The organism is Marinobacter maritimus (assembly GCF_007671675.1).
Taxonomy (GTDB): domain Bacteria; phylum Pseudomonadota; class Gammaproteobacteria; order Pseudomonadales; family Oleiphilaceae; genus Marinobacter; species Marinobacter maritimus.
In genome coordinates, this window is the sequence record NZ_VCGW01000003.1 from 592,741 (window position 1) to 608,097 (window position 15,357).

Annotated in this window: 12 protein-coding genes, 1 tRNA gene and 1 pseudogene; 4 read left to right on the plus strand and 10 right to left on the minus strand. The window is 51.3% G+C overall.

The features are described from left to right. Nucleotides 1-5: 5 nt before the first annotated feature. The 6 genes from FFI90_RS14855 to FFI90_RS14880 all read right to left on the minus strand — a co-directional run bounded on the left by FFI90_RS14855 (nt 6) and on the right by FFI90_RS14880 (nt 6,091). Nucleotides 6-263 (minus strand): HP1242/YdcH family protein, encoded by a 258-nt coding sequence (locus FFI90_RS14855; protein WP_144778882.1) that lies wholly within the window; start codon nt 261-263, stop codon nt 6-8. 213 nt (nt 264-476) lie between these two features. Further along, complete coding sequence (locus tag FFI90_RS14860) at nt 477-1,292, minus strand: OmpA family protein (RefSeq protein ID WP_144778884.1); 816 nt, start codon at nt 1,290-1,292, stop codon at nt 477-479. 26 nt (nt 1,293-1,318) lie between these two features. Beyond that, entirely contained in the window at nt 1,319-1,693 is a 375-nt protein-coding gene (locus FFI90_RS14865) for a DUF4398 domain-containing protein (RefSeq protein ID WP_144778886.1), read from the minus strand. Between the two features lie 552 nt (nt 1,694-2,245). Further along, on the minus strand, nt 2,246-2,698 hold the full coding sequence (locus tag FFI90_RS14870; RefSeq protein WP_144778888.1) for a hypothetical protein: 453 nt from the start codon (nt 2,696-2,698) through the stop codon (nt 2,246-2,248). A gap of 211 nt (nt 2,699-2,909) precedes the next feature. Continuing rightward, entirely contained in the window at nt 2,910-4,487 is a 1,578-nt protein-coding gene (locus FFI90_RS14875) for a methyl-accepting chemotaxis protein (protein ID WP_186317996.1), read from the minus strand. 125 nt (nt 4,488-4,612) lie between these two features. Beyond that, nucleotides 4,613-6,091, minus strand: coding sequence for a sigma-54-dependent transcriptional regulator (locus FFI90_RS14880; RefSeq protein WP_144778890.1), 1,479 nt, complete (start codon nt 6,089-6,091; stop codon nt 4,613-4,615). A gap of 722 nt (nt 6,092-6,813) precedes the next feature. Here FFI90_RS14880 and FFI90_RS14885 point away from each other — a divergent pair. From FFI90_RS14885 to FFI90_RS14900, 4 genes are all read left to right on the plus strand, one after another. After that, entirely contained in the window at nt 6,814-7,575 is a 762-nt protein-coding gene (locus tag FFI90_RS14885) for a hypothetical protein (protein WP_144778891.1), read from the plus strand. Nucleotides 7,576-7,682: 107 nt separating this feature from the next. Further along, complete coding sequence (locus FFI90_RS14890; RefSeq protein WP_144778894.1) at nt 7,683-8,801, plus strand: DUF3800 domain-containing protein; 1,119 nt, start codon at nt 7,683-7,685, stop codon at nt 8,799-8,801. 101 nt (nt 8,802-8,902) lie between these two features. Beyond that, nucleotides 8,903-10,066 (plus strand): AlbA family DNA-binding domain-containing protein, encoded by a 1,164-nt coding sequence (locus FFI90_RS14895; RefSeq protein WP_144778896.1) that lies wholly within the window; start codon nt 8,903-8,905, stop codon nt 10,064-10,066. Nucleotides 10,067-10,595: 529 nt separating this feature from the next. Beyond that, complete coding sequence (locus FFI90_RS14900) at nt 10,596-11,225, plus strand: hypothetical protein (protein ID WP_144778898.1); 630 nt, start codon at nt 10,596-10,598, stop codon at nt 11,223-11,225. Here the strand turns inward: FFI90_RS14900 and FFI90_RS20525 are convergent. The 4 genes and pseudogenes from FFI90_RS20525 to dnaG form a co-directional block, all read right to left on the minus strand. Then, a pseudogene (locus FFI90_RS20525) lies at nt 11,205-11,270 on the minus strand (cytochrome b6-f complex subunit PetN); the annotation flags it as partial. The gene FFI90_RS14900 and the pseudogene FFI90_RS20525 sit on opposite strands and share 21 nt — an antisense overlap. Before the next feature lie 179 nt (nt 11,271-11,449). Next, nucleotides 11,450-11,526: transfer RNA gene (locus FFI90_RS14910), tRNA-Ile, on the minus strand. A gap of 96 nt (nt 11,527-11,622) precedes the next feature. Then, nucleotides 11,623-13,464: an RNA polymerase sigma factor RpoD gene (gene rpoD / locus FFI90_RS14915; protein ID WP_144778900.1), complete on the minus strand. Its 1,842-nt coding sequence runs from the start codon at nt 13,462-13,464 to the stop codon at nt 11,623-11,625. A gap of 118 nt (nt 13,465-13,582) precedes the next feature. After that, nucleotides 13,583-15,310: a DNA primase gene (gene dnaG / locus FFI90_RS14920; RefSeq protein ID WP_144778902.1), complete on the minus strand. Its 1,728-nt coding sequence runs from the start codon at nt 15,308-15,310 to the stop codon at nt 13,583-13,585. Between the last annotated feature and the right edge of the window lie 47 nt (nt 15,311-15,357).

Here is a 15,357-nt window from a genome sequence, read left to right on the forward strand (position 1 = left end):
AGAGCTCAGCTTGCCATGGAAGCTTCATAATCGCGGATCATTCCGTAAAGCTGATCTTTCAGGCTCAGCCGTTTCTTTTTCTGCTCTTCCAGATACTCATCGGAAGTGGTCTCGACACCCTGTTCGATGCGGTACACCTCGTGATCAGTGTCGTGATAGGTTTCGAAGAGCTTGGCAAAATGCTGATCCGTCATTTTCAGTTCATGGATAGCGTCCTTGGATTCCGGCAGTTCACGCAGGAGATCGTGTTTTTCGAGTGACATTCGTTAGTGCTCCCAAGTTTCTATGTGTGTTGTACTATCTCAGTCTAGGATTTTTCACGTTGACCTGCTTGATGCTCGTCAATGTATCCTGAATTCAAGATAGCGCTTTGAGTGCGTGATGGGATCTTACAGGTCAAGTAGGTGCGTGTAGGCGAGATACCCGTAAGCTTGTGATAAAGGGGAGAGAGCTCTCCCCCATGGCTTCCGCTTGACTCAGTTTTCCCTGGTTTCGATCTTGCCTTCCTTGTCCGAAATGACAATTTCCACGCGGCGGTTCTGTTGGCGGCCTGCGGAGGTGTCATTACTGGACACGGGATATTGCTCTCCGTAGCCTTTGGTTTCTACCCTGCGACGCTCAATTCCCTGGGAAACCAATTCATCCCGGACAGCTTGGGCACGACGCTCGGACAGCATCTGATTGTAGGATTCGTCACCTGTGCTGTCAGTGTAGCCTTCCACGCGGACCCTCCGATCCTCATATTCCCGCATGAACTCTGCGAGGCGACCGATGGTCTGCTCTCCGGATGCCTTCAGGTCGGCTTTGTTCAGGTCAAAGAGTACGTCGCCCAGCGTCAGCACCATGCCCCGGTCAGTACGTTCGGCCTGCAGTTCCTCCATCCTCTTACGCAGCATTTCGGCTTCTTTGCGTGCCCGCTCGGCTTCTCCGGACTGCTGGTCAAGCATCAGCTTGCGGCGACGCTCTTCTGCGGAGTCAATCTCGCTCTGCAGCCTTGCCCGCTCGCCCTGCTCATTGGCAATCTGGGCGTGGCGATTCGCCAAGTAGGCCGCCTGTTCAATACGAACGCTGTCGCCGCCATCCTCCAGCAAAGACTCGGCCCGGTTCAGTTGGTCTCTTGCGCTACGAAGCTGTCGGTCACCACTGCGGGCGACATCCGGGTCGTCCTTGATTTTGGCGTAAGAGGCGCGGGCTTCATTTACCATCGCATTGTCTGGTGGCGTTGTGGCGCAGCCGGCGATAAGCACTGACAAGCTCGCGGCAATGCCTAATGTTATGTTGCGTTTGTTCATAACAGTCTCCTTTCCAGATATGGCGATTACTGGTCTTGATTCATTTGCTTGCGCAAGGACTCAATGTTGCTATTGATCTCTTCGACGGCCTGGCGTGCTTTCGCCGTATCAGCGCGTGCGCCGGCGAGTTGTGCATCGACGGTGGCCTGCTCCAGGAGACGCTCGGCTTCTTTATACTTCTCCTGCTCGATCAGGTCTTTTGCGTCCGCCACCTTGTTCTGTGCATTGTTGAGCAGCACCGGCTCATACTCCCGGGCATCTGCAGCAACGGCCTGTTGAAGAGAGGCTTCAGCAGACTGAAGGTCTGAGTCGGGCCGCTCGCCAGGGCTGGCGCAACCGCCTATGGAAAGAGCGATACCGGTAACGCCGGCTGTGTATAACATCGACTTGTACTTGATCATGCACGATCTCCTTTCAGCGATATGTAAGCTTTGCAGGAACGTGTTGGATGCACGAAACAATCCTGCCGCCAAGTTTGACGGGCTCTTGTGAACGGCGAGATGTATTGTAAAACTGCGAAATGTCATGCTCGCCTTGCTTTAACTCTAGCAGGCAGCAGGAAATCAACCATGACTGATTCGCAACAAATTCGGGGGAACGGGCTGTTCAAAGCTGCAGCACAGTTACGCGTTCGATACCTAGGTTGCTGAAATAAAAGGAGTAGAGTGGGCGGTAGTGTAGTGAACAAGCTGTCATAGGGGGCAGGCTGCAGACTAATGAAAGTAGAGCTGTCTGAGGAGTCGTCAGCGAATGTGTTCGTGAGCGCAAAGTATGTCCGGAGGGTTGAACCAAAGTCTGGCCGAGCCGGTTACGGCGCTACATAATCTGTTAAACGAGGCGGGGGAGTGGGTGAGCGGAGTTCGAGCAAATCCCAAAATGACCAAATAGCCATAATGACTACTGAAGATGTCGTTGGCGGATGCCACGTGGAAATTCGAAGCGTGGAGGACCTTTTATAAGCATGTCCGACCCCATTTCGCATTGGAGCGGTCCTCGTTCTCGCACTCGTTGAAGACCTGCTTGAGAAGAATTTCGTGTGCCGCCTCAACGTCTATTCCAGACAGATTAGCGCCGTGCATTTCGTCGTTGACGTATAGGTGCTTTTCGGTCGAATCGTCTGGGTACCAATACTGGAAGTTACAATGCCCAAGTTCCTCGCGCTTGAAGGCCCTAACCGCGGCGTAGAGCTCTTGATCATCCAACATTGCTGCGAGTATCGAAATAAATGGATATAAAATGCTTCCAACGGTCGCGTTCTTACGATAGGTGTCATCGGGCTGAGGATGTTCCAGAAGTTCGTGGTACGCCGTGGTATTGCATGGATGCGGCTTATGGAATCTGTGAGCGAATACAGCGCGGTTGATTATATTCTCCAGCCACCCCCTCAATGCTCTGTTGATCACCATTCACGATGAGCACCAGAACGCCTAACGCGACGTCGATACACTGATCGTCTTTGGTCGGAAGAAGTAGGGCTGGATTATTGTTGACGAGTTCCTTAAGCCTGTCGGCGTAGCTGCTAAAGGTCTCTAAGAGGGCTCTCTGATGCTCCGAATCCTTGTAGAGATTGAGCGCATACCAACGAACCCATAGCGCATATAGAGCCGTTCTTCCGGATCACACCTTGAAACGGGCAACCTGGGTATTGAGCCCCTCAGCAAGTCGTGCCAGTTCTTCGCTGGCAGAAGATACCTGTTCGGTGGAAACCGCAGACTGATCACCCACATCGCGGATCGAGACGACATTCTGATTGATCTCTTCGGCCACGGAGCTTTGCTCTTCAGCCGCCGTTGCAATCTGGCTGTTATACTGGCGGATTTCTTCAACCGCTTGCGCCATTTCCTGAATAACAGTACCGGCCATTTGTGCCCGCTCAAGTGTCTGTTCCGAGAGTTTATTGCCAGCCTCCATACTGGAAACCGACGTTTCGGCACTGGTAACCAGGTTGCTGATCAGGGTTTCAATCTCGGCGGCGGAGCTTTGGGTACGTTGAGCCAGGGACCGCACTTCATCGGCCACCACCGAGAAGCCACGCCCGTGCTCGCCAGCACGGGCGGCCTCTATAGCGGCGTTCAGTGCCAGCAGGTTGGTCTGGTCGGCAACCGACTTGATCACGTCCAGCACAGTCGCAATGTTGTTTGTTTCAGTTTGCAGACCGTTGAGCTGCGCCATCACGTTGGTGCTTTGTTTATTGAGGTCTGCCACCAGCTCCAGGGTTTCCCGGACGGCCTTTTCGCCACTACCCGACTTCTCGCTGGCGTGGTTGGCGGACTCAAAGGCCGCTTCCGCACTTTTTGCAACATCATTGACCGTCGCAACCATCTCATTCATCGCAGTGGCCACTTGGTCGGTTTGGGCTTGTTGTTCTGCTACTCCCTGGCTGGTCTGATTGGTTACTGTAGAAAGCTCTTCGGAGGATGAAGCTATGCTGGACGCTCCGGTTTCGATTTCACGAATCAGTTCTCTGAGGTTGGTTATCATCGTGCCAAAGGCTGCAAGCAACTGTCCGAATTCATCGCCGCGCTCGCTTTGAACATTTACAGTCAGGTCGCCTGAAGCCACCTTGTTGGCGATGCTGACCGCCTCGTTGATTGGCCGGGTGATTGATCGGGTCAGGGCCCACGCAAGGACGATGGTAATCAGGAGGGCAATCACTGTCACGATAATGACTTCGGCAACAGCAAGGTCATATATTTCCTGTAATTCTGTCTCCTCGCCCTGTTTCAGACCCTCCATTGAGTCGATAGTACTGCCTGCAATAGCGTACATCTGCTTTTCTAGAGATCTGGCAATGTCTGCCGGACCGGAGATGCTGGTTTCATACTGTTTGAGCAATTCCTCATAAGACCGAACACCGTCCAGGATCTGTTCTGCCTGCTGCCTGTCCTCGCTGCCAGTGTCTTGCAAATCAATCAGGGGTGTCACAGCCGCTTTAGCCTCATCAAGGTACTTGATGGCGCGCTGGGAGTATTTGGTGTCCTGCGTGATTGTGAAGTTCTTCTCGGCCCTTTCTGCCTCCAGCAACGCAATTTCCGAGGCGTTGGCGTACTTTAGTATCAAAACGCCGCGACTATAGTCACTAAGCGAAAAAATCCCGACAGCAGACACGATGGCGAGCAGGATGAGGAGAACAGCAAAGCTGCCGCCCAGTTTTTTACCAACGGCAAAGTTTCCGAAAAAATGTTTCAGTGGCATTACAATCTCCGATAAAGGACCTTTTAACGGAAATTGCACTAAGCATGCCAACTATTTATTATTTATTTTGCAGTGGCTTATAGTCATTCCTCAAAATTTCAAATCGTGCACTCTCAAAATGGGATTCATATTGGCTCTCGGGCAATTTGCGCTTTATCCCACTGCTGTTTCTTGCGATAAATGGTTGAGGCACCGATTTCCAGAAAGGCAGCAGCCCGCGGCACATTGCCATCGCATTTTTCAATGGCGGATTCGATGATGCGCTTCTCCTCAACCCAGAACGGCAGGATTTCCTGGTTACCTGAATCGGACTGAATGGCCGGAGCAACTTCACCGAGACCTCCTTCGGCTCGTGGTACTGGAGCCACTTCCCCAAATGCCGGAGGGTTATTCCCAGGCGCCCATGCCCTGCTGCTCTTTGACTTCTGAGACCGAATCAGATAGGACACCATCGACACTTCAATGACACTGCCCTCATTCAAAACCACCACATTCCTGACCACGTTGCTCAGCTCCCGGACGTTACCGGGCCAGTCATACTGCATGAAGACTTTCTCAACATCCTTGCTGAAACCTTGAAAATCCTTCTTCTCGTCTTCTGCATACTGTTTTAACAACGACCGAGCGATCAGCATTATGTCGCTTCCACGTTCTCGCAATGGAGGCATATGAACAGGAATTACGTGCAATCGGTAGTACAGGTCTTCACGAAAACGCCCCTCCTGCACTTCGAAGAGTGGATCCCGGTTCGTTGTGCAAATAAAGCGAATATCAACTTTCAGCTCTTTACTGCCTCCCACCGGAGTATAGGTTCCCGACTGGATAAGCCTTAAGAGTTTGCTTTGAAGATCCAGCTGCATTTCTCCAATTTCGTCCAGGAAAAGTGTACCTCCAGACGCTCGCAGAGCAGCGCCGTCTCGAGCCGCAGACGCCCCGGTGAATGCGCCTTTCACGTGGCCAAATATTTCGCTTTCAATGAGATCACGGGGAATTGCGGCACAATTCAAAGCAATAAAAGGGGCGTTGGCCCGAGGGCTCTCCGCGTGCAGAGCCTCTGAGCACAATTCCTTGCCGGTGCCACTCTCACCGGTTATAAAAACCGACGCATTGCTCTTCCCGGCACTTTCGACGATACGGTAAACATTCTGCATGGGCAGTGAGGCACCGATCATCCGATGAAACTGGTCACGCTTGTAGACTTTCTCGTACTGCTGAACAACTTCTTCGAGCTTCTGCTTTTTGAGGATGTTTTGGAGCGTGACCTCTAGGCGGGCCTTGTCGAACGGCTTGGAAATAAAATCGCTGGCACCGCGCTGCATGGCCTCAACCACCATATCAACGGAATCATGAGCGGTGATTACGATGACCGGTAGTGATGGCATCTCAGCCTGAATCTTATCCAGAACGCTCAGACCGCTCATGTCCGGCAACCTGACGTCGGTGATAACCACATCAAAGTTATGCTGGGCTAGCTGTTCCAGAGCTTCCGAGCCGGTATGGGCAACTCGAACAGCATAGTCACTCTGCAGAAAAATTTGATAGGCCATTGCGCTAAATGGGCAGTCCTCCACCAAAAGCACGCCTGGACGATTTTCAATCGACATAATCGCTTCTCTTTATTGGCTGGTTCGAACTACATCTTGTTCAAGATGCCTTCAGATGATCACAATAGTCAGCATATGCAACCTGCGTCTTCTCTGCCACCTGCCATAGTCTGGCAATGGCAGCGCCATCAGAACAGGCACTGGAGTGACTGGCCAAGTCTTCCAGTCCTCTGATCATTTTTTAACGTTTTGCGGAGTAAAGTAGGGGCTAAGTAATGGCTAATCTGGTGGGCAGGCGTATGGAATTGCGAGGCAGGATGTCGGCCACAATTAGTGACCTATGTCACCATAACGTGGCCGTTCCGGCCAAACTATGGTGTCATGACCACAACTTGGTAGTGCAACCATAAATTGGCCGGTTAGGGGGGAGAAGATTTGTCATTGATGCGAATTGCGATCTCAGGCTTTTAAACAAAAGCGGACATTCGATTCAGGGCTTTCTTCCAGAGCCTCCAAGCTAATCACAGCCATTTCATCCAGTATGATTGGCGGAGCAAATTGCAGACGCTGAATGATTACATGGCAGAGATGGCCGTGCTCGGCTAAGCTCTTGTTTTATCAATTTATGTGCAGCGTGATTGATAGCTCAAAGTCAGTAATAATGACGCAGTTCAATTTCTGCAATGATAAAATGCGCTGTCCAATTACTGTTAGGAATATATATGTGGGTCTCCAGTAGAATTCGTTGTGATTCTCATGTGATGACACCGGAATCTTTTCACTTGTTCCAACGCGAGGATTCAAATATTCGGATTCATGAGGTTCGCGAGCATGATCTTGTCTTAACGGTTCGGCCGTTGGACGAGCATGCGTCGGAAACTGAGCGAGTTCATGACTGCCATCGTGTAATCAATGCAATGCTTATCGCTCTCAACGCAGGGTGTCTCGGTACTTTCACGCTCGATGAAGACCCATGGGCCCATCCAATCCTAACTGTAGCCGACGACTTGGAAGGCAGAAACTCTCGAAAAGCAGCGCTAGTCGTAAAACCAAAGACTGCCTATGCAGATCGTCAGCAACTTACTGACCGCGATGTCGAGAATTCTGTTTTGATATTCGGCATTGTTGCTCGCGAGCGCACTTCGGTTCTTACCGGGGAATATATCAGAGGCCTTCTACTCATGCGTATGAACGTGCTTGAGTTGAATTTCCGCAGAGAATCATTTCTTTGCTTTTACCGGGCCTTGGAACACTTTGCAGCTCATCGTATTCTCAAGGTCCGCAAACTCTCCAACGAACTCCGTGATTTACAACGGGCGTTGCGGACTTTGACCAACGATAAAGAGCTTATAGAGGAATTAAGAACGGTCTATAAAATCCGGTCGAGCCAGGTAGCACACTCACAGAATAACCAAGTCGAAATCTCACAAGATGATCTTTTAAAAACAAAAGTTTTTCTCGACTTTATCATGCATAAAACATTCAAGGCTGAAGCTGATGCTGCCATGTTGGCACGCCGTGAGGCAGCGTCACGAGGAGCGTGAGATTCCTAACCATCACAGTCAGGGCGACGGCCGCTTCATTGCGGCTTCGCCTTCATTTCTAAGCCGCGAGTGCGGTGGGCTTTAAAACGAGTAGGGATACGCTTCATATGTATTTTTTTGTGGATGAAAGCGGACATACAGGAACGAACCTGTTTGATGAAAATCAACCAATTCTCAATTATGGTGTGCTGAGTGCTAAAACGAACTTGGACGTTTTGGCTGCTCCCAAGGTAAGAGCGGCCCGCAAGAAACTTGGTGTTAAGCGCTTGCATGCGAATGAGATAGGTTTTGGTGGCTTGGTTCAAATTGTTGATGAATTAGCCGAAATTCAAAAGAAATATAACCCAACATTCGATTTATACAGGGTGGCGAAACCTGATCACGCCATTATTTGCTTCTTCGATCAGGTCTTTGATCAGGGAATGAATCCTGCTGTTGGCTGGATTGGCTACTGGACACCAATGAGGTATGTGTACCTTGGCAAGCTAGCCTTTCTATTTGATGATGATCTTGCACGCCGTGCCTGGGAAGCAAGGATACAGATCAACGATGCAAAAGCTGAGTCTGAGCTTAAATCGATATGCGGGGAGCTATTAGGACGTGTGCATGTTTTGCCTGACGAAAGGTCACGCCAGGTCATAGGCGATACGTTACGGTGGGCAAAGGATCATCCAGAAAAGATTCATTACAACTGCAAATCAAAGAAAGAAGTTTTAACGATTACACCGAACATCATTGGATTTCAGTTTGTAATGCATGGAATTGCTGGTAGAACCAAGAATCCAGACCATGCCAAGAGAATTGTGGTAGATCGGCAGTCTCAGTTCAATAAAGCGCAGAAAGCGTTGGCGGAGTTTTATGATGGAGCAAGAGATGTACCTTGGCTAGTCGGTCCTGGCTTACCGGAGATGGATCTTTCAAATATTCCGAGAGCCCCTCTCAGTTTTGTGGCCGGCACCGATAGTGTTGGCTTAGAGTTGGTCGATGTATATCTATGGTTGTTCAAACAAATTATGGATGAGAAACGGTTGCCGCCAGAATTATCTCCAATTGTTAATCCTCAATTGAGACGCGGAATAACCGATGAAATTTCGATAAACGCGCTTAATTCTAAGTGGTCAAAAATAATTCAGGACCTGCCTGACCCAACGGAAGAACAGCTTGCGAAAGCAAAGGAAATGACCGACTTGGATGAGGCCCGTCGCCAAAATGCTATCCGAAAATAGTTTTACCCAGCGGCCGTTGTGAGGGAGCCGCATAGAGCTGGCGTTCCAATACCACCAATAAAAGCGCGAGGCGCTTTTTTTGATTCATTCCGGAGCATTGAATGAATATCGGACTTTTCGAAAAGCTTATCTATGAGGAAGAGAGCACGACGCTGGACTTTAAGAAACAGCAATACCGCTTTTCGAAAGAAAGCGAAGATGTGAAGTCGGAGCTCTTAAAGGACATCTTGGGATTCGCAAACGCTTGGCGTCGATCTGACGCCTTTATCCTAATTGGCGTAAAGGAAGTTCGTGGAGGTCGCGGTGAAGTCGTTGGCCTAAAACACTCAGAGCACCTAGATGACCATGCACTACAACAGTTTGTGAACAATCTGACAAACCGACCAATCCGCTTCCACTATGAAGCCTTTGAGTTTGAGGGCAAGCAAGTAGGAATAATAAAAATAGAGCAGCAAGATCGTCCCATTTATCTGAAGCGAGATTATGGCAAGCTATCAAAGGAAACGGTTTATGTACGGCGAGGAAGCTCGACAGATCCGACTAAACACGCATCGATAGATGAGATAGCCCGAATGGGGGGGCCATCGCATGAATCCTCTTGCGATTTGGTTGTTGAACTTGCTGACCCGGAAAAAGAAGAATCGCTTGGAGCAAGGATTGATTGGGAGGCAGAAAACTGCTCGGTTCCCGAACAAAGTAAAATTCCGAACTTTCGGCCACCAGAGCCCAGCGATACTTTTGGACTGGGGGCCTCTCTCGTTTCTAGTATTAATAGCATCGACGTTAACACTAGCTATTATCGGGAATTAGCGAACTTCGAGTTTATGCATCGTTTGTTCCGACCCATTCGATTCATGATAAAGAACAAAGGTGAAGTTGCTGCTCGGAACGTTCAGGTCGATTTTAAGGTAATAGGCGACTTTGAAGTAGCCATAGTCGACGATTCTGATTTACCGTCGCGTCCACATAAGAAACACAACCCTCTTTGGATGCATGGTCCACAGGTACTCCCGACCATCAACTCCAAGGTGCCGGGCTCCGTTACAATTGAAGGCCTTGGTGTCGAGGTTGATTGTGGTGACCTGCAACCCGGACGCAAGGTCTGGTCGGAAATTGTTTACCTTGGCTCTAGAAGTAGCCAAGTAATTAAATTAAAAGGCACTATTTTCGCCGACAACTTACCGAAGCCCAAAGAGATTGAGATAGCAATTGATATGACGGTCGTCGAAACTACTCTCAGCATTACTGAGTTGTTGTCACTTTGACGCAGTATCTGGCGGGGTCGTTATCTTTTTCTATCGAACAAGTCGCCGTTGTCGGATAGTTTTTCACAGCTTCGCCTTGCCCAAATTGCTGAAAAACTCAACGTTATCGCACCATCTGAATGTCCGCTTTGCGACCGTCCGGCATCCCACGCGACACCTAAACAAAAGCGGACATTCGGGGGGGAGGCATTCGTAGCGGTGGCCCGGGGTAAGTCCATACCGATAGATAGTGGTATACCAGCGATTAAGCAGCGCATTGTCAAAGTAGCTCGCTGGTTTGCTGTTTTGGGTACACTTGTGTGGGGACGCGGGGACCTAATTGCATAACCAGGCCAGGCACGGCGACGCCTACTACATTGCGGCTTCGCCTCCATTCCGTAGTCGCGCATCTTGGCGGCGTTGGGCGTTGGGCGTTGGGCGTTGGGCATGGGGTAAGTATGAAACTTGCTCGGGCAAATTAGGCTGTAGGGGCGTATTATTTGGACGAAGATGCGTAGAGACTTGAAAGCAGATTGGGAGTCTGTAAGCGATGAGAGAAGAGCTTCAGGACATCGAAAATATAAAAATATTTGCTTTGAGCGTCGCTGAGGTAATGGATTCGCTGTACGAGCGATTTCCAATTCCTTGTAGTTTACCTAGCTCCGAACTTATAAACTCATATGGACCTACTGACGCTGATGTAAAACCACGAAAAGTCGAGGTTGCTGACGGTGATTATTTGGATCTTCTTCCATATGGATTTGATGAATACGCGAGTATAGAAAACGCATCAGGCGAATCCTTCGACGAGAGACGCTGTGCGGAAAAAGGTTATCCATTCCTGTTTTGGACCAAAGAACAGCGTAAGGCAATCAAAAGCAAACACCTCCGCCAACGGCATGTAAAAAGGATTCGGGAGCACTCAATTCGATTTTTGTTGAGAGAAGGATTCATTACAGACGTTGAAGCAAACGATCCCGGAAAACATAAAAACTTCTCTAAGCTGGTAATTACGTCGAAAGGCTTTGCCCAAATGAACAAACAGTTTGAGGGTGGAGTAATTCGCGAAAAATTTCATTTTAGATACGCGAAGGAACTGGCTACGACGGTCAAAGAAGTTGGAGGCGTGGCGCGAGCCGGAGACACCCTGGTTCGCGTTCTATCCGCGTTCTTCATGTAGAGTCAGGGTAAATGTAAAGACACCCAACAAAGCAATCCAGCCGACGCGCTATCGCGCGAGTCTGCTTTCAAGCGTTGATCATCCAATCTGAGTGTCCGCTTTGCGACCTTAGCGTTGACTACGCTTGGAAAGCGGCCATTTTTGCTTACCTAAGTAAGTATAAAGTGGCCAAAACGGCCAGGTTATGGTTTCAATAACACAACTGACGGGGTATTTTCGAGTAATGGTGGGCCCACCTGGACTCGAACCAGGGACCAAAGGATTATGAGTCCTCTGCTCTAACCAACTGAGCTATAGGCCCGTTCAGCGAACGCTGTCAGGAATGTGTTTCCTGTGGGGGAAACAAAGCGGGCGCCATTATACCGGGGAGGTGCGGCGCCCGCTACTGTTGTGTTACTTATCCGTTGCCCTGATCGTCAATAAAGCCGCGGAGGTGGTCGGAACGGGAAGGGTGACGCAGTTTGCGCAGTGCTTTGGCTTCGATTTGGCGAATCCGCTCGCGGGTTACGTCGAACTGTTTGCCGACTTCTTCCAGCGTGTGATCGGTGTTCATCTCGATGCCGAAGCGCATGCGCAGTACTTTGGACTCACGAGCAGTGAGGCCAGCCAATACGGAGCGAGTGGCTTCGCGCAGGCCTTCTGCGGTTGCAGAATCCACCGGCGAGAGCGCCTGGATGTCTTCGATGAAGTCGCCCAAGTGGCTGTCTTCATCGTCACCGATTGGCGTCTCCATGGAGATTGGCTCTTTCGCGATCTTCAGTACCTTGCGAATCTTGTCTTCCGGCATCTCCATGCGCTCGCCCAACTCTTCCGGCGTGGGTTCACGACCCATTTCCTGAAGCATTTGACGGGAAATCCGATTGAGCTTGTTAATGGTCTCAATCATGTGCACCGGGATACGAATGGTGCGAGCCTGATCCGCAATGGAGCGGGTTATGGCCTGACGAATCCACCAGGTGGCGTAGGTTGAGAACTTGTAGCCGCGACGGTACTCAAACTTGTCGACAGCTTTCATCAGGCCGATATTGCCCTCCTGGATCAGATCCAGGAATTGCAGGCCACGGTTGGTGTATTTCTTGGCAATAGAAATAACCAGGCGCAGGTTGGCCTCAACCATTTCTTTCTTGGCGCGACGGGCTCTTGCCTCACCAATGGAAACGCGACGGTTGATCTCCTTGATGTCCACAACGTCCAGATCCACTTCGGTCTGCACATTTTGAATACGCTTCTGGAGCCGAATAATTTCATCAATGCGCTCGCTCATTGGCGCAGCGTAAGCTTTCTTGCTCTTGATGATTTTTTCGGCCCAGTCCTGATTTGCCTCATTGCCCGGGAAGGATTTAATGAAATCCTTGCGCGGCATTTTGCAGTCACGGACGCAGATCTGAAGTATCGCACGCTCATTCTGTCGCACGAGGTCGTTGGTGGAGCGCACAACGTTAACCAGCTCATCAAAAGCTTTGTTGTTCAGCTTGAAGGGCGCAAAAACCTGACCCAGCTCGTTCAGCGCAGCCTGTGTTTTTTTGTCAGCGCGACCGTGCTTTGACAGGGACGCCTCTGCGGTGGTCAGTTTTTCCCTCAGCTGCTCGAAACGCAGACGGGTCTCTTCGGGATCTGGACCGCTCTCGGGTTCTTCTTCCTCTTCGTCTGAATCGTCGTCAGATTCTTCGCCTTCCGGCACCTCCGGTTTTTGCGGAGGTTCCGGCATGAACGGCTCAGCTCCGTCGGGATCAAGGAAGCCGGTAACGATATCGGTGATTCGGCCTTCGTTCTCGATGATGCGGTCGTAGGCCTGAATAACCGTGCCAACGGTGCCGGGGAAGTGAGCAACCGCTGCCATGACATCACGAATGCCTTCTTCGATGCGCTTGGCGATAACTATTTCGCCTTCACGTGTCAGCAGCTCGACGGTGCCCATCTCGCGCATGTACATGCGCACAGGATCCGTAGTGCGGCCGGCATCGGACTCCACAGCGGCGAGGGCAGCAGCGGCTTCAGCGGCTGCGGCTTCGTCGGCGGTTGAGTCGCCGTCGGTCATCAGCAGCGTATCGGCATCCGGTGCCACTTCGGATACCTGGATGCCCATGTCGTTGATCATGCGAATGATGTCTTCGACCTGATCCGGATCGGCAATGTCTTCCGGGAGGTGGTCGTTCACCTCGGCGTAAGTCAGGTAGCCTTGTTCCTTGCCTCTTGCGATGAGGTCTTTCAAACGTGATTTTTGCGAATTGCCTGACATAGACACCCTGTGAACCCGCTTAAATAAAGATAAAATGAAACAGCCATTATAGCTGCCGCTCTAATGCTCTGCCACCGAATGGTTAGATGGTGATCAATGTGCCAAGTTTCAAGTGCTGTTAATCCGGGGTACCCCCGCTTAGCGCTCTCAGCTCTTGCCGCTCCTCGGCAGTAAGGTTTGCGAAATTGCGTAACAATGTGGCCAGCTTTTGCTGCCTTGTTGCTTCTTCGTTCGGGCTCAGTATCTCTCTTGCTGCGGCCAGTGTGCTTTCCCTTGCCGGGATGTGCTCAATGCCGTCAAACAGGTGATAGAACCGCTCGCGTGCCCGGCTGTCGAGAGCCAGTGTTGTTATAAGTGCTTTCCGATTCCGGATATCGTGTTCCAGAATGAAGCCGGCAAATTTTCCGGCCTGAGTGTACTGGCGGGAGTGCTGCGCCAGTTCGGTGACCTCGCTCGCCATATCCGGCGCCTCCAGAAGCGCCAGGCACAGAATGCTGTCTTTGCTCAGCTTTACGTCGATACGCTCTTCAGTAACACGGTCGCGCCGCTCGCCTTTCCAGTTTCCCCGCTGCTGGGGTGGACGGTTCTGCCACTGATTGCGGCCCCCACACAAGCGCAACATTTCGTGCCACATGGCATCCCGCAGGGTGCTCCTGGGCATCTTGTTCAGCAGCGGCTCGGCCCTGGCTCTGAGCTCGCCCCGGTTTTCCGGCAGCTGAAGGTCCAGGCCCTCGCTCTGACGGTCAAAAAGATACCGGGAGAAGGGCGTGGCGCCGTCAATGCGTTTCTGAAAAGCCTCCCGGCCTTCCTTACGTACCAGCGTATCCGGGTCTTCGCCCTGCGGGAGCATCAGGAACTGCAAGTGCAACCCGTCCGCCATAAGTTCAAGGGCATTATCCATCGCGCGATCTGCGGCCCGGAAGCCCGCCTGATCGCCGTCAAAGCAAAACACAACATGCCGTACCTGCTTTAACAGGGCGGTCAGGCTGTCCTGATTTGTTGCTGTGCCAAGCGTTGCAACGGCGTAATGAATGCCATGCTGGGCCAAGGCAATCACGTCCATGTAGCCTTCTACTACGAGCAACTTGTCGAGTTGTTTCAGTACCTGCTTTGCTTCAAACAGGCCGTATATCTGGCGGCTTTTGTGAAATACATCCGACTCCGGAGAGTTGATGTATTTGGCCTTGTCGTCGCCGAGCGTTCGCCCGCCAAACGCTATGGTTTTGCCCCGGCTGTTGCGAATCGGGAACATGACCCGGTTGCGAAACAGATCCCGTGGTCGGCCATATTTGTCAGAGACCGTGCCGGTTTCAATCAGCGGACCCTGTAAATCCTTGTTTGCAGCATCAAACAGGGCTGTGCCTATTGCCGGTGCATAACCCACCTGATATTGCTGGATAATAGTCTCATCCAGCCCCCGCTGTTTCAGATAATCGCGGGCAAAGGCGCCTTGCTGGCCATGCAGCTCCGACTGGTAGAATCGACTGGCGAAATCCAGCGCATCTGTCAGCGTTCTTGCCTGCTGGATTTCCTGCTTGGCAGCCTGGTCGTATGGCACTTCCAGCCCGGCCTTGCGCGCCAACTCTTCGACAGCGTCGGTAAAACCCAGGCCCTCAAATTCACGCACAAAGCTGATCGCATCGCCATGAGCGCCACAGCCGAAACAGTGATAGAAGCCTTTATCCGGCCTTACATTGAATGAGGGCGTTTTTTCATCATGGAACGGGCAGCAGGCCTTATAATTGGCGCCGGCCTTTTTGAGCGTAATGCGCGAGCCGATCAACTCTGCCAGATCTACCCGATCGAGCAGGTCTTCAACGAAGCGTTGGGGGATCAGTCCGCTCATGGAGGCTCCACTTCAGGCCGGCTACATGCCGGGGCCAATAGCCAAAA